At 47.6% G+C, this 15,862-nt stretch carries 11 protein-coding genes and 1 pseudogene; 9 read left to right on the top strand and 3 right to left on the bottom strand.

Annotated elements, in window-relative coordinates; all coding sequences use genetic code 11:
* The first annotated feature begins 60 nt into the window (after positions 1 to 60).
* Positions 61 to 577, top strand: a pseudogene (locus tag ACWJAO_RS02985) (nitroreductase family protein).
* A gap of 64 nt (positions 578 to 641) precedes the next feature.
* The gene (locus tag ACWJAO_RS02980) at positions 642 to 2,828 is read left to right on the top strand and encodes a helix-turn-helix domain-containing protein (protein WP_449139207.1); all 2,187 of its coding nucleotides are present in this window, start codon (positions 642 to 644) and stop codon (positions 2,826 to 2,828) included.
* Positions 2,829 to 2,906: 78 nt separating this feature from the next.
* Here the strand turns inward: ACWJAO_RS02980 and ACWJAO_RS02975 are convergent, their stop codons facing one another.
* Together ACWJAO_RS02975 and ACWJAO_RS02970 are read right to left on the bottom strand one after the other, a co-directional pair.
* Positions 2,907 to 4,079 carry a MalY/PatB family protein gene (locus ACWJAO_RS02975; RefSeq protein ID WP_449139206.1) on the bottom strand — a complete coding sequence of 391 codons (1,173 nt, stop codon included), beginning with the start codon at positions 4,077 to 4,079 and terminating at the stop codon, positions 2,907 to 2,909.
* A gap of 85 nt (positions 4,080 to 4,164) precedes the next feature.
* Positions 4,165 to 5,349 carry an aminotransferase class V-fold PLP-dependent enzyme gene (locus ACWJAO_RS02970; protein ID WP_449139205.1) on the bottom strand — a complete coding sequence of 395 codons (1,185 nt, stop codon included), beginning with the start codon at positions 5,347 to 5,349 and terminating at the stop codon, positions 4,165 to 4,167.
* Between the two features lie 280 nt (positions 5,350 to 5,629).
* Between ACWJAO_RS02970 and ACWJAO_RS02965 the strand changes: the two genes are divergently transcribed.
* Positions 5,630 to 8,179: a S9 family peptidase gene (locus ACWJAO_RS02965; protein ID WP_449139204.1), complete on the top strand. Its 2,550-nt coding sequence runs from the start codon at positions 5,630 to 5,632 to the stop codon at positions 8,177 to 8,179.
* 98 nt (positions 8,180 to 8,277) lie between these two features.
* Here the strand turns inward: ACWJAO_RS02965 and ACWJAO_RS02960 are convergent, their stop codons facing one another.
* The gene (locus tag ACWJAO_RS02960) at positions 8,278 to 9,450 is read right to left on the bottom strand and encodes an MFS transporter (RefSeq protein WP_449139203.1); all 1,173 of its coding nucleotides are present in this window, start codon (positions 9,448 to 9,450) and stop codon (positions 8,278 to 8,280) included.
* Positions 9,451 to 9,874: 424 nt separating this feature from the next.
* On the opposite strand from ACWJAO_RS02960, the gene ACWJAO_RS02955 reads away from it, so the two are divergent.
* The 6 genes from ACWJAO_RS02955 (at position 9,875) to ACWJAO_RS02930 (ending at position 15,859) form a co-directional block, all read left to right on the top strand.
* The gene (locus tag ACWJAO_RS02955; RefSeq protein WP_186292214.1) at positions 9,875 to 10,045 is read left to right on the top strand and encodes a PG1828 family lipoprotein; all 171 of its coding nucleotides are present in this window, start codon (positions 9,875 to 9,877) and stop codon (positions 10,043 to 10,045) included.
* Positions 10,046 to 10,175: 130 nt separating this feature from the next.
* A complete protein-coding gene (gene mtaB / locus ACWJAO_RS02950) occupies positions 10,176 to 11,582 on the top strand; it encodes a tRNA (N(6)-L-threonylcarbamoyladenosine(37)-C(2))-methylthiotransferase MtaB (RefSeq protein ID WP_449139202.1) in 1,407 nt (468 codons plus the stop codon).
* 53 nt (positions 11,583 to 11,635) lie between these two features.
* A complete protein-coding gene (locus ACWJAO_RS02945) occupies positions 11,636 to 12,520 on the top strand; it encodes a TIGR01212 family radical SAM protein (protein WP_118191749.1) in 885 nt (294 codons plus the stop codon).
* 2 nt (positions 12,521 to 12,522) lie between these two features.
* On the top strand, positions 12,523 to 13,539 hold the full coding sequence (locus tag ACWJAO_RS02940) for a glycosyltransferase family 2 protein (protein WP_144151641.1): 1,017 nt from the start codon (positions 12,523 to 12,525) through the stop codon (positions 13,537 to 13,539).
* Between the two features lie 33 nt (positions 13,540 to 13,572).
* A complete protein-coding gene (locus ACWJAO_RS02935; RefSeq protein ID WP_449139201.1) occupies positions 13,573 to 14,820 on the top strand; it encodes a DUF4861 domain-containing protein in 1,248 nt (415 codons plus the stop codon).
* Between the two features lie 220 nt (positions 14,821 to 15,040).
* Positions 15,041 to 15,859 (top strand): gliding motility protein GldB-related protein, encoded by an 819-nt coding sequence (locus tag ACWJAO_RS02930; RefSeq protein ID WP_144151635.1) that lies wholly within the window; start codon positions 15,041 to 15,043, stop codon positions 15,857 to 15,859.
* Positions 15,860 to 15,862: the final 3 nt, after the last annotated feature.

The raw sequence follows: 15,862 nt of genomic DNA, 5'->3' as shown, positions 1-15,862 counted from the left end.
TGATTTATTCTTACCTTTGTGGTCATAAGCTAGTATTGAAACATCATAAAACTGAACGATATGAATGATAAGAATAATATGTTGGCATTGAGCCAGGAGCGTTTTTCGGCTCGCAAGTTTACCTCGGAGGCGGTTAGCCAGGAGGATTTGGACTATATCATGGAGTGTGTGCGCCTGGCACCATCAGCTGTGAACCGTCAGCCTTGGCGCTGGCTCATCGTGCGCTCTGACGAGGCGAAGAAGAAGCTGCAGGAGTGCTACGACCGCGAGTGGTTCAAGACGGCTCCCTTATATAGGTATGAGAAACGTGAACGAGAACTGGGTGCGCAGATATGATGAGAAACCGCATGGCGATATTGATGTGGCGATAGCGGCAGAGCATCTCTGTCTGGCTGCCACCGAAAAGGGACTGGGCACCTGCTGGGTTTGCAATTACGATACGGCGAAGATGCAGCAGCTCTTTGCTCGCGAGGGCTATGAGGCGGTGGTCATCATTCCTGTAGGTCATATTGCCGAAGACTGTCCGCACGCAGGGAAGAAGCGTAAGGAGATGAGTGAAATCACGGAAGAAATCTAGGTCAGATAAGAAAAATCTAGTTCTGATAAGAAAAAATCTAGTTCTGATTTAAAAACGAAGCTGTATGGAAATGAACGAAGAATCCATCCTGGCATGGAATATCATAGAAAAGACAAGTGCCAACCTCTTCCTTACCGGAAAGGCGGGCACAGGTAAGACGACCTTCCTCAAGCGATTGAAAGAACTGTCGCCCAAACGAATGATTGTGCTTGCTCCTACGGGCATTGCAGCCATCAACGCCGGAGGAATGACCATCCATTCGTTCTTCCAGCTTCCCTTCTCGCCATACGTGCCGGGCACAACCTTTGGTGGTGGCGAACAGAAACGCTATCAGTTCAGCAAACTCAAGCGCAATATCATCCGCAGTATCGACCTGCTCGTTATCGACGAAATCAGTATGGTGCGCAGCGATCTGCTCGATGCTATTGACTCCGTACTGCGCCAGTATCGCAAGCGCCACGACTTGCCTTTCGGAGGCGTACAACTCTTGATGATAGGCGATTTGCAGCAGCTGGCACCCGTGGTTACGCCACAGGAAGAGCATCTTCTGGGGCAGCATTACGATACTCCTTTCTTCTTCAGCAGCAACGCTCTGAAGCAGGTGGGCTATCTTACCATCGAACTTAAAAAGGTGTACAGACAGCAGGATGAACAGTTTATCTCGCTGCTCAACCAAATCAGGGAAAACAAGGCTTCGGAAGAAACATTGCAGGCTCTGAACCAGCGCTACATTCCAAATTTTGTACCACCGAAGGAAGGCAATTATATCAGGCTTACCACCCATAATGCGCCTGCCCAGTATATCAACGAACAGCAACTTGCCGCCTTGCCTGCGCAGTCATTTTCTTTTACAGCAGACATAGAGGGTGACTTCCCGGAAACATCTTATCCAGCCGATTTCAAGCTCACATTGAAGTCTGGCGCACAGGTGATGTTCATCAAGAACGACCCGCAGCACCGCTTCTATAATGGTATGATAGGCGAGGTGATAGGGGTTAGGACCGATGAAGACGGCAGCAAGATTATCGTTCGTAGCAAGGACTCGGGCGAGGAGTTTGACCTGGAGAAAATGGAGTGGACCAATGCGAAATATACGCTGAACGAGAAAACCAAGGAGATAGAGGAGACGGTGGAAGGAAAATTCATGCAGTATCCTCTGCGGCTGGCGTGGGCGATTACTATCCACAAGAGTCAGGGACTTACTTTCGAACACGCCATCATCGATGCTTCTCATTCTTTTACGCATGGTCAGACCTACGTGGCTCTGAGCCGCTGCAAGACTTTGGAAGGAATGGTGCTCAGCGAACCGCTTTCTCGCGGAGCCATTATCAGCAGCCAGACAGTGGATTCATTCACCAGTCAGCTTGCAGCTCCTACCCAGGCGCAGATTAGTTATCTGGAGCAGCAGTACATCATTTATTGCATCAGCGAACTCTTCGATTTCTATTCTCTCAGAGCCAGCTATGAGCATCTGATGCGCTGCCTGGTTGAGTTTTTTAACGGTAAATATCCGCGTGTGGTAAGCGAGTATCAGAAGCTGCAGGTGGTGCTGAAGAGTCTGATAGCCGTATCAGATAAATTCCGTGTGCAGTATACGGGTATGCTTGCCCGGAATCCTGATGTAAGACAGGCTGAACTGCAAGACCGTATTCATAAGGGAGCTATGTATTTTCTTGACAAAATCGGCGTTTTGAGTGATTTAATCAGGAAGTCGAATCTTGATACAGACAATAAGGTAGCAAGGAAACAGTTTGAAGATCGCTTCTCCGTTTTCTCTGAAGATGTAAAATTAAAAGAACGGCTTCTGAAGTATGAATGCAGCGCAGAATTCACGGTAACGGATTATCTGAAAAAGAAGGCGCAGTTCTTGCTGTTGGATGCTGATGCTTCATCGGATGGTGGTTCGGGCAGAAAGTCAAGGAGACAGAAGAAGCCGAATGAACCGAAGGTGCCGAAAACCCCTACAAGGGAAATCAGTTATAACCTTTATAAGCAGGGAATGACGCTGGAGCAGATAGCTGCAGAACGGGGTTTTGTCAAGGATACGATTGCAGGTCATCTTGCTTCGTATGTGAAAGAAGGAAAGATTGGACTGCGGGCGCTGATTTCAAGTGCCCATGAAAAGAAAATCTGTGATTTCATGAAGGCTCATCCAGAATTGGAGCATTTTAGCGAAATAAAGGAAGCTCTGGGAGCCGGTATTGAATATTACGAAATCAAACTGGTTCATGATTTGATGGAGGGGGAATAAAGGTTTTCCTCCCACCTTATTATAATAATGAGAGTGTGTCTTGGACTTTTGACACACCCTCATTGTTTTCTTGAATATTTAGAGTTGGGCTACAGCCTTTTCCAGCTGCTGCAGAGCCTGTTTGAGGATGCTTCTTGGCGCTGCTACATTCAATCGCATGAATCCTTCACCGCCAGGACCGAACATCTCACCATCGTTCAATGCCAGATGCGCCTTGTCGATGAATAGGTCGAGAAGTGCATCGTGAGAAAGATGAAGGTCTCGGCAGTTGAGCCATACGAGGAAGGAAGCCTGTGGACGCAAAGGGCGAATGCCCGGAATATGCTCACGGCAGTAATCTTCTACGAACCGGATATTGTCCTCAATATAGGCAAGCATCGCCTTGCGCCATTCTTCACCCTTTCGGAAGGCAGCGATGGTGGCGATAGGAGCAAAGAGGGTTGGCTCATCCAACTCATTTGCACTTAACCATTTGTAAAATCTATTCCGAATATCTTCGTTTGGAATGATGGCGTAGCTGCTCACAATTCCTGCAATATTGAAGGTCTTGGAAGGAGCCTGGAAGGTGATGCTGATGTTGCGTGCCTTGTCTGAAACCGAAGCAAACGGAATGTGCTTGTGGCCGAAGAGCGCCATATCCGCATGAATCTCATCGCTGATAACGAGCAGATGGTGCTCATAGCAGAAGTCGGCAAGCTGCTGCAGGGTTTCCTTGCTCCAGGTAATACCGCCCGGATTATGAGGATTGCAAAGAATGAGAATCTTGCATTTCTTATCGCAAACCTTCTCGAGATTTTCGAAATCCATCTCGTAATATCCGTCTTCCTTCATCTTCAGCGGATTGAAGACCACCTCTCTGCCATTACCCTCTGGAGTGAGGCGGAATGGGTGATAAACGGGTGGCTGGATGATGACTTTTTCGTCAGGCTGTGTGAAGACATTCACCACGAGACCGATGCCTTTTACAATACCAGGAATGAATCTTATCCACTCTCGCTTCACATCCCACTGGTGGTGGTTGCGAACCCAGTCGATGATGCTAGGCAGATAATCTTCCGGCTCCATCGTGTAGCCGAAGAGTGAGTGCTCCAGACGTGCCTTGAGTGCATCTGTAATGAAAGATGGGGTCTCGAAATCCATATCAGCTACCCAGAGTGGCAGCAGATCATCTCGCCCCCAGCGAGGCAGCAGGGCGCCATGCTTCAGGTCGTCGCTGCCCGAACGGTCTATGACTTTATCGAAATTGTACATATTACTTTGAACTTTGAGCTTTGAACTTTATGATTAGCCCTATTAACTATAAACTATTAACTATCAACTAGAAAAGCCCTATTAACTATAAACTATCAACGGCCTGCTTGATGTCTTCGAAGAGATCATCCACATCTTCCAAGCCGATGCTCAATCGGATGGTAGTATCTTTTACATCCATCGACTTGCGCATGCTCTCAGAGAAAGCTCCGAAGATGGTGCTTGCCGGATGAATGGCGAGCGAACGGTTGTCGAAGAGGTTGGTGGCGCGATGGATGAGCTTCAGATTGTTGAGGAAGTTGAAGCATGCCTCCTTGCTCTCCAAGTCGATGCAGATCATGGCTCCCGCAGTCTTCCCAAACTGGCGCTGCGCCAACTCGTGATAAGGATTATCCTCCAGACCCACATAGTTTACATATTTTATCTGAGGCAGAGAGCGCAGCTTCTTGGCAAGCTCCAGGGCATTGCTGCTCTGCACACGATAGCGAGCATCGAGCGTTTCAAGTCCGATAGTCTGCATGTAAGCCACCTGTGGAGTCATATAGGCGCCGAAATTGAAGAGCATTTCTCCATAGAGACGCTTGGCGAAATCGCCGTTGTAAGGAGTGCCGTAGTCGATAACCAGACCGCCGAGCGAAGTAGCACCGCCGCTTACATATTTAGAGCTGGAAACCACCTCAATATCTACTCCCAGGCTCTTAGCCGAGAATTGTGTGAAAGGAATCACGGTAGAATCCACCACCAAAGGTACATTTTTTTCATGTGCTACTTCCGAGATGGCTTTCAGGTCAGCAACCTCCAGCTGTGGGTTGGTCAGGATTTCGAGAAATACGCAGCAGGTGTCATCATCAATGGCTTCGCGCACGGCTTCGATGTTGGTCAAATCGCGCAAACGCACCTTTACACCAAAACGGCGCAGAGTGGCTACAAGCAGGGCATAAGTATTGCCGAAGAGATGCTTGGATGTAACAATATTTTTGCCTTGTGCTGCCAGCGCCATGAGGGTGTTGCTGATGGCCGCCATTCCTGAGTTGAAGGCGGTGGCATGAGCAGCATCGGTAAGGGCTGCCACACGGCGCTCCAGGTTGGTCACCGTAGGGTTCTCTACGCGCGAATAATCTGGAGCCTTGATCTTGTCGGTGAATGCTTCAGCCATGACGGCAGCATTGTCGAATTCGTAGGCAAGGGTGTTATATACTGGCACGCTCAGCGAGTCGTATGCATCGCGGCGCTCATATTCCAAATGAATAGCTTGAGTCTGTTTCTTCATTATTCTGTTATTTTATGTGATGTTTTTGCGTGCAAAAGTACAAAAAAGAAATTGAATAGACAATAAATCGTATAAAAAAAACGAGTTGCGAATGCTTTTTATGCATTGCAACTCGTTGGAGAGGGGTTTAACCCAACAATAACCTACTGGCTCATCCGATTAACTTAAAGATAACATTTGTATGGAAAAAATGCAGCAAAAAAAGCAAATTGTAACAGAAACATTCGTTTATATCGAATTTTATTTGTAATTTCGCACCAAAATCAAAATAAGGATATTTATGAATAAACTGATTCTGAAAACAACAAAAAGCGGATTGCTGGCAGCTGCCCTGATGGCTTCAATCTCTGCCAGTGCCGAAACCATAGAGGTGAAAACGCTGAAATATGCAGGCCCCTATGCCGTAGCACAGCCTTGGATGGCTGACAGTGTGAACATCAAAGGCGAAGTGTTCGACCTTAAGCAGCTGCTCGATTCGCCGCTGTCTTTCACCTTATTAAATAAGGGTAAGGAGGTGAGTGTAGCCCAACTCCTTGCTGACAAGCAGGATGCGCTCCATTTGGCTTCTTTCTGCGTTTCTAACACCCAGCGCACCAAAGCAACCATTGCGGTAGAAGGATTGGAGCAATACCGCCTGTTTGTAGACGGTGAACAGGTAGAGGTGAACGGCGATAAGGCTGAAACCATCCTGACTCCTTCGCAGCATACGGTTGTCATCAAATATCTTACCCGGAAGAATGCATCTTCTGATAAGAAATCTATCAAGTTGACCGTAACCGCAGCCAACGGCGCTCCGCTTTCTGTAGGCGATGCGGCAGCCAAGTGTGCCTATAACATCTATGATGTGATTTGTGCGCCCAACTATCCGAGTGTTTCTATCTCACCAAACGGAAAGTTTATCGTTGTTCGGAAAACCTGGGTAGATAGAAAAGGTAATAACCATAGCATTAGCGAATTACGCAACTCTCAGACTAACAGAGTGATGGCTACATTTGAGGAGAGTGTAAAATGGATGCCTTCAAGCAATAAACTGTATTTCACCCAGAAGGCGAGCGACAGCAGTATTGTTGGAGAAGAAAAGCAGGATGGCACATTGCAGCTCATCACCATCAATCCGCTGACGATGGAGCGCGAAGTGCTGGCAAGCAATCTTCCTGAAGGCTGGTTCCAGTTTACACCCGATGAAAAAACGCTTATCTATACGCTCACTACTGAAGGCAGAAAAAAGGATCCGCAAGTATATGATGTAAAAGAACCGGAAGACAGACAGCCTGGTTGGCGCGAACGCAGCAATTTGGCTAAATACGACCTTGCATCGGGCATTCTCCAGCCGCTTACCTTCGGTTACCACAACATCTATCTGATGGATATTTCTGCCGATTCGCGTTATCTGCTGATAGGAAAGGGAGAGGAGCGACTCACCAAGCGTCCTACAACCCTGACATCATTCTACCGCCTGGATTTGGGCAGTATGAATGCATCTGGAGCCACAACGCCAAAGGTAGAAACCCTGATAGAAAAGGGCGAATTTCTGAACAGCGCCCAGTTCTCACCTGATGGCAAGAGCATTCTCGTGAGCGCTTCGCCGGAAGCTTTCAACGGCATTGGAAAGAATGTGGAAGAAGGACAGACACCTAGCATGATCGACACCCAGCTCTATCTGATGACCTTGTCGGATAAGAAGGTTCGTCCGCTGACCAAGGATTTCAATCCGAACGTGCAGAGTGTGGATTGGAGTAAGGCAGATGGAAACATCTATTTTACAGCCGAAGATAAAGACTGCGTGCACCTCTTCCAGCTCAATCCGAAATCGGGTAAGTTTACGCTTCTCAAGACTCCTGAAGAGTACATCAAGAGTTTCTCGCTTGCATCTTCTGCAGCAGAAATGGCTTTCTCCGGTCAGAGTGCATCCAATGCCGACCGACTCTACAAGATGAATACTAAGGCACAGAAGGCTCTGCTGGTGGATGATCTCAGTGCCCGACTGCTGAAGGACATCGAGCTGGGCGACTGCAAGGCATGGAACTATGTGAACTCTCGTGGCGATACACTCTGCTGCCGTTACTATCTGCCACCTCATTTTGATGCTGCCAAGAAGTATCCGATGATAGTGAATTATTATGGCGGATGCAGTCCTACGAGCCGCATGTTCCAGAGCCGTTATCCTCATCATGTTTATGCGGCAATGGGCTATGTAGTGCTGGTTGTGAATCCTAGTGGAGCCACCGGATTCGGTCAGAAATTCTCTGCCCGCCATGTAGATACGGCAGGCGAGGGAGTGGCTGAAGACATCATCTCCAGCACCCAGGCTTTCTGCGATGAGCATGCTTTCGTAAACCGCAAGAAGATTGGCTGCATCGGTGCCAGCTACGGCGGATTCATGACTCAGTATCTTCAGACCAAGACCGACCTCTTTGCAGCTGCCATCTCTCATGCAGGCATCAGCGACCACACCAGCTATTGGGGTGAGGGCTATTGGGGCTACAGCTACAGCGAAGTTTCTATGGCGAACGAATATCCTTGGACCAACAAGCATCTCTTTGTAGATCAGAGTCCGCTCTATAATGCCGACAAGATTCATACTCCGCTGCTGTTTGTTCACGGCACGGCAGATAATAATGTGCCTGTGGGCGAGAGCATCCAGCTCTATACGGCTCTGAAACTTCTTGGCCGTCCTACGGCGATGGTATTGGTAGATGGTCAGGATCATCACATCATCGACTACGAGAAGCGGCTGAAATGGCAGAACACCATCTTTGCCTGGTTTGCCAAGTGGTTGCAGGATGATGCTTCCTGGTGGACGGAAATGTATGGTGATGAAAAGATGTAGTTGAAACTTCGGCAGAAATGCCGGCTTCAGTCTCTATCAAATAAAAAAGAGATTATGTTCCTGTAAGTCGGGAATATAATCTCTTTTCTTTTATATGTTTATTTTTTGCAGTTTAGCGTGATAAGCAGAGAAATCATGGCGAAAGCGATTCCTACGATGCAGACACCGAGCCAGTCGGCTTGCGTCCAGACGTAACCGGCACAGAAAGTGCCTAGCGAACCACCGATGAAATAGCTGGTCATGAAGATGGTGTTGGCGCGGTTGGAAGCCTGCGGAACCTCCTGCAGACAACCACTCTGATTGCTGAGCTGCTGACATTGCAGACCGATGTCAACCAGGATGATGGCTGCGATGAGTCCGGCGTAAGTGTCGCCGAAAAGCAAGGCTATTGCCCAGGCGATGATCTGCATTCCTGCTCCGAACAGATTGAATTTTCGAATGCCAAACCTAGGAATCAGTTTTCCCACACCACTGGCAGCAACGGCTCCCATGATTCCGCAAAGTCCGAGCATTCCTACCATATCACTTCCTGCGCTGAAAGGTGGCTGCGCCAGATGGAACGCCAGACAAGACCATATTGCCATCATACTGCCGAACCCGAAGGCTGCACGGATGGAATAGATGCGGATAGAAGGATGGAAAACAAAAATTTCTGCTATCGTGGTCATCAGCCCTCTGTAGGTTCCTACATAGTTGCGCTTCATTTCAGGCATCATCAGCAGCATGATTCCCATGCAAACCACCATCACGAAAGCAGCTATGATAAACATCTCCCGCCATCCCAGCCATTCGCCGATGTAACCGCTGATTACTCGTGAGGCAAGAATGCCCGTCAGCAGTCCGGAGAGTACAATGCCCATATTCCTGCTCTTGTTCTTGGGTTCCGAAAACTGTCCGGCTATCGGAATGAAGAACTGCGGAATCACCGAACAGGCACCAATCAGCAAGGAAGCTCCCCAGAGCATCCAAACGTTTTGCGCTGCAGCCATCACGATTGCCATCAATGCAGCAATGGTCATATTGACAAGGATGAGTTTCTTGCGCGAAAGCATGTCGCCCAAGGGGATGAGGAAGAATAAGCCCAGCGCATAACCTATCTGGGTAATGACGGTGATGAGGTTAGCCTTCTGCTCGGTAATATCCAGATCGTGGCGGATGAGTTCGAGAAGCGGCTGATTGTAGTAGCAGTTGGCTACGGTGAGTCCTGCGACGATAGCCATCATCAGGAGAATGCTGCGGGGAATGCCCTGATTTTCTTTTAGCTGTATCATTTTCTGTCTGTTTGTTTCTTTGTTTTGAGTGCAAAGTTACGAAAAAAATCTCGGCAATCAAAGTTTTTGGGGACGATTTCTTGGGAAAATCTTCTTCCTCAGGCAGAAAAACTTTCTGTTCTTTCCCTCGCGCGCGTACCTTATTATATGTATATAGTGCTGCTCTGAAGAGGTGTTGGCGCGCACTCTTGTTACGCTAAAAAACACCGAAAAGTGTTAAAATTAGGCTGTTTTCGAGCACACTAAAAACTTTAACCTTTGTTAGCACTTTGTAAGTGGTTGATTTATAGCGATTTGTAATTTTGTTACAAAATCACCTAAAAAAAAGTCGCAAAAAAAAGAACAACGTATCAAAAAAATGCTTACCTTTGCATCGTTCAAAAGAACAAATGATTGTTTTACAGATTTTAAAAAAGCAAAGAAAATGAAGAAATTAGTTTTTATGTTCGTAGCTATCGCAGCTATCTCTTTCGCATCATGTGGTAACAAAACAGCTAAGAATACAGCTTCTGCTGATTCTGACACAGCTCAGGTAGATACAACTGCTGCTGACACTGCTGCTGCTGATACAGCTGCTGCTGATTCTGCTAAGTAATTTGAAATTACTTGCGAACGAAAAAATGAGAGAAACAACCGCTGGACTTCGGTCTAGCGGCTTTTTCGTTTTATAGAGACTATGTTTCATTTTTTTAGGTTACCTTTTAGAATATTAGAAAAGATAATTTATGATAGATTCAAGTGCCTTTCAAGGTAAAAAGGCAGCTTACTATACGCTAGGCTGCAAACTCAACTTCTCTGAAACTTCCACTTTTGGCAAAATGCTCGACGATATGGGCGTCATTACTGCTAAAAAAGGGGAGAAAGCTGATATTTGTCTGATTAACACCTGCTCGGTAACAGAAGTTGCCGATCATAAATGCCGTCAGGCTATCCACCGGATGGTGAGAAACAATCCGGGCGCATTCATTATCGTGACGGGCTGTTATGCGCAGCTCGAATCTGAGAATGTCAGCAAGATAGAGGGGGTAGATCTTGTGTTGGGTGCTAACGAGAAGGCGCACTTGATTCAATATCTCAGCGATGCATGGGCGCAGAAATTTGCCCAGGAAAACGGATTGGCTGCTCAGACCTCTCAGAACGTCGATGCTGAAAGTTCTCAGAACGGCGATGCGGCGGCCCTTCATCAGCATTATAGCGTGAAGACGAAGGAAATCAAGACCTTCCAGCCTTCTTGCTCGCGTGGCAACCGTACCCGTTATTTTCTGAAGGTGCAGGACGGCTGCAATTATTATTGCACCTATTGCACCATTCCATTTGCCCGAGGCAATTCGCGCAACCCGAGCATCCAGTCGCTTGTGGCTCAATGTGAGCAGGCGGCTGCTGAAGGCGGTAAGGAAATCGTCATTACCGGTGTGAATATCGGAGATTTCGGTCAGACTACCCACGAGCGATTCATCGATCTTGTCAAGGCGATGGATCAGGTAGAAGGAATCAAGCGTTACCGCATCTCGAGTCTGGAGCCTGATCTCTGTGATGATGATCTCATAGAGTATTGTGCCCAGAGCCGTGCCTTTATGCCTCATTTCCATATTCCTCTGCAGAGCGGAAGCGATGAGGTGCTCAAGCTGATGCACCGTCGTTACGACAAGGCGCTCTTTGCTCACAAGGTGAATCTTATCAAGGAGAAAATGCCTGATGCGTTTATCGGTGTCGATGTGATGGTGGGCTGTCGCGGCGAAACTCCGGAGTGTTTTGAAGAATGCTATGAGTTCTTGAAGAGTCTGCCTGTTACCCAGCTTCACGTCTTCCCTTATTCTGAGCGTCCGGGCACGGCTGCCTTGAAGATTCCGTATGTGGTTGACGAGAAGGAGAAGAAGAAGCGCTCCAAGCGACTGTTGGAGTTGAGCGATCAGAAGACGCAGGAATTCTATGCCCAATACATCGGTACTGAGGCTGAGGTTCTCTTCGAAAAGGCGCCAAGAGGCAAGGCAATGCATGGATTCACCAAGAACTATATCCGCGTAGAACTTTCGCCGGCTCTCGCCAAGGAAGAATACGACAACCAGCTCATTAAGGTTCGCCTGGGTGATTTCAATCACGATAAGACGGCGCTGAAGGCAGAGCTTCTTTAGTTGATAGTTAATAGTTTATAGTAAATAGGGCTAATCATAAAGTTCAAAGTCCAATGTATTACAACGATTTTGGAACATGGATCCGGAAGCAGTTTCCTGATTTCCGTGTTCAGAAGATTTCGATAGACGCGGGATTCTCCTGTCCTAACAGGGATGGGAGGATTTCGAGTGGCGGATGTACGTATTGCGACAACCGCACCTTCAATCCGAGCTATTGCGACCGGAAAAAGTCGATTACTGAACAGCTGGAGGAGGGAAAGGCTTTCTTCAGCAGAAAGTATCCTGATATGAAATATCTGGCTTATTTCCAGGCTTATACCAATACATACGCCAGGGTGGAGCAACTGAGGCAGATGTATGAAGAGGCTCTTGAGGTGGAAGATGTGGTGGGAATCGTTATCGGAACCCGTCCGGATTGTGTGAGCGATGAATTGCTCGATTATCTGGAAGAACTGAACCGCCGAACCTTCGTGCTGGTGGAATATGGCATTGAGAGTGCCAATGATGAGACCTTGAAACGCATCAACCGTGGACATGATTTTGCCTGTTGCCGTAGTGCCGTGGAGCGTACTCATGCCAGGGGAATCCTTACGGGCGGCCACATCATCATCGGTTTGCCGGGAGAAGATGCGGAAGAAAGTCTGCGCCAGGCTCCTCTCATCTCTTCCTTGCCGCTTGATATTCTCAAAATTCATCAGATGCAGATTATCAGGGGCACCCGGCTGGCACAGGAATATGCTGAGCACCCCTTCCATGTTTACACGGTAGAGGAATATATTGATGTCATCGTGAAATACATCCGTCTGCTCAGAAAGGATTTAGTGCTGGAGCGCTTCGTCAGTCAGTCGCCCAAAGAACTGCTGGTTGCTCCCAAATGGGGACTCAAGAACTATGAGTTTACCAATCTTCTGAATAACAGATTAAAGAGTTTACAATAAATATGGCAAAAGTAGCAATCGTTATATTAAACTGGAATGGTCAGAAGATGCTGGCAAAGTATCTTCCGAATGTCATCGAATATTCCCGTCAGGATGCTGAAATATGGGTGGCAGACAATTCTTCTTCTGATGGTTCGATGCACCTTCTGGAGACTCAGTTCCCTCAGGTGAAGACCATCGTGCTGGAGCAGAATTTCGGCTTTGCTGAAGGCTATAACCGTGCCTTGAAGCAGATAGATGCAGAATATTACGTGCTCCTGAATAGCGATGTGGAGGTTTCGCATCATTGGCTTACACCGCTCATCGAGTTTATGGATTCGCATCAGCAGGTGGCTGCCTGCCAGCCTAAGCTGCTTGCGGAATACGATAAGGACAGTTTTGAGTATGCTGGCGCTTGCGGCGGATTCCTCGACAAATACGGCTATCCGTTCTGTCGTGGCCGCATCTTTGATACGGTAGAGCGCGATAACGGGCAGTATGATTACCAGCAGGAAATCTTGTGGGCTACGGGTGCCTGTATGATGATCCGCTCAAAGGATTATTGGACTGCCGGCGGTTTAGACGGCCGCTTCTTTGCTCATAATGAAGAGATAGATCTTTGCTGGCGCTTGCGTCTGATGGGCAGAAAAATCTACTGCATTCCTGAGAGTGAGGTTTATCATGTGGGTGGTGGAACCCTGCCGAAAAGCAATCCGATGAAGACTTATCTGAATTTCAGAAATAATTTAACCATGCTTTATAAGAATCTGAGTGATACGGAGTTGGTTCATGTAATGCGTATGCGTAGATTTCTGGATTACCTTGCTGCTTTCGAGACATTGGTTCTGAATCGCAACTGGGGTGACTTCAAGGCTATCTTCAAGGCGCGCAGGGCTTTCAAGGCATGGAAACATGAGTTTGACGAAGATCGCAGAAAGATACAGGCGGGTAGGGTGAAGGAGGAGATTCCGCAGGTTTACAATCTCTCTATCATCTGGCAATATTACGCCAAGGGCAAGAAACTCTTCTCGCAGTTGTAGACTATTCATAAACATACTTAAAAATAAAAATCTATGAAGAAAAGACAAATGATGATGGCGCTGGTTTCGCTGATGGTTCTGTCAGCCCAGGCGCAGGCTAATTTCCAGGTGTCGGTTTCCAATCCTTCCAAGGTGGCAAGAACCGATGCTCCGGTGGTGGTAGATCTCAGTAAGTTGGGAGCTATTGGCGACATTCAGCGCGCTGTAGTAACCGTTGACGGCAAGGAGATTCCTTCACAGCTCGATGACACCAACCGCGATTGTACCAACGATGAACTCTGTTTCCTTGCCGATTTGGGCAAGAAAGAAACCAAGACCTATCAGGTGCATCTCTATCGTGAGGGCGAGCAGGCACAGTATCCGGCTCGTACCTTTGCAGAACTCTGTTTGCCAAGCAAAAACAGGAAGCTGGCTAAGAACAGGCAGGATATTTATCTGCGCAGCATCTCGTTTGATAAGAAGACCAAGGACCCTTATCACTACGTCCATTCTCATGGCATCTGCTTCGAAAGTGAACTGATTGCCATGCGTGTTTATTTCGACCATCGTCAGACCATCGACCTTTATGGCAAAATCAACAAGGGGCTGGTGATTCAGGATACACAGTTCTATCCTTCAGAAGAGCAGATTCAGGCTGGTTCGGGCGATGATTGTCTCTGGGTAGGCAATACCTACGGACTGGGTGCGCTCCGTGGCTGGGACGGTAAAGACCAGGTGCTGTTCAACAACGTGAAATACCAGGAGCAGCGTGTCATTTCAGAAGGTCCGCTCCGTGCCATCGTCGAAGTCGTGGATAAGGGTTGGGTTCCGGCTCCGGGCTTGCAGCCTGTCAATGCCACCATCCGTTACACCATCTATGCCGGTCATCGCGATTTCGACGTAGATGTATTCTTCAACAAGGATGTTTCTGATTATCAGTTTGCTACAGGACTCATCAACGTAAAGGGTTCCAGCGAATTTGCTGATGGCAAGGGATTGCGAGGCTGTTACGGCAGCGACTGGCCAACAGGCAAGGACGATGGAAAGCACAAGCTGGAGACCGTAGGCTTGGGCATTTATGTGCCACAGTCAGCCCTGGTAAGTCAGCAGCCAGCCAATAAGGATTGCTATACTCAGGTGGTGAAACCTGCAGGCAGCCAGCTCAGTTATAAGCTTGCTTATACCAGTGCCAACGAAACCTATGGCTTCAAGGGCGAGAAGGAGTGGTATGAGTGGTTGAAAGCCTGGAAGAAGCAGATAGAAGAGCCGGTTCAGGTTTCAGTTTCTGTCATGATCCGATAAGCAGTTTCTTTTATCATCTGATAAGCAGAAAAACTGCGCAAATAGCCAGCAATGAGCAAAAAAGCCTTACGTTTTGCTCATTGCTGGCTATTTTTCAAACAAATCTAAGAGAAAAACCCATTTTTTTTGCGAATGCGTATGATTTTTTAGCAAAAAAGCTTGGTAATTTAAATAATTTTTAGTATTTTTGCAGTCGTAACTCGAAGATTTGTAAATTATCGTGAAAAGGTTTTTAAATTATATAGTCATATTAGCAATCGTGCTTCTCAGTTCGGCCTGCGAGTTTAAGTTCAAGCCGAACGAGGAAGGAGAGGCTGTGCCCCTGTCGGTACAGCGTTACGACCGATTGGAAAGCAGATATCTTACTACCGGTGATTTCTCAGCCCTGCAGCAGATGAACACCGATTACCCGATAGAAACCCGTACGCTGATAGAGAAAATGCTCCAGCTTGGCACCATTACCGACGCCAATATCAGCAACCGTTTCCTCATGTTCTATCAGGATTCTACCCTGCAGGCGCTTATCGCCGATGCTGAGGCAGAATTTGCCAATATGGAAGACATCAACGAGCAGCTGAAAACTGCCTTCTCGCGTCTGAACAGTTGGATTCCTGAGCTTCAGCAGCCTTGTTTCTATGCCCAGATTGGTGCTCTCGACCAGAGCATCGTAGTAGGACAGCACTCAGTAGGAATTTCGCTCGATAAATACATGGGCGAAAACTATCCGCTCTACAAGAAGTTCTATACACCGCAGCAGCGCAGCACCATGTCGCGCCAGTATATTGTGCCTGATTGCCTTACCTTCTATCTGCTGAGCATCTATCCGATGGATCAGTTCGACACCCGTCCGCAGCTCGACCGCGATCTGCACATGGGCAAGATTATGTGGGCTGTCAACAAGGCGATGGGCAAGGAGATTTTCAAGACCAAGTATGTGAATACAATCAACGCTTATGTAAAGCGCAACCCTAAAGTAACGGTAAAACAACTGCTCAAGGACGAAGATTATTCGCCTATTGAGGCATTACATAAAGATTAACAC

The sequence above is a fragment of the Segatella sp. genome (genome assembly GCF_977051555.1).
The sequence above is the reverse complement of the archived record's forward strand: the minus strand, read 5'-3'. Positions and strand labels throughout refer to the sequence as shown.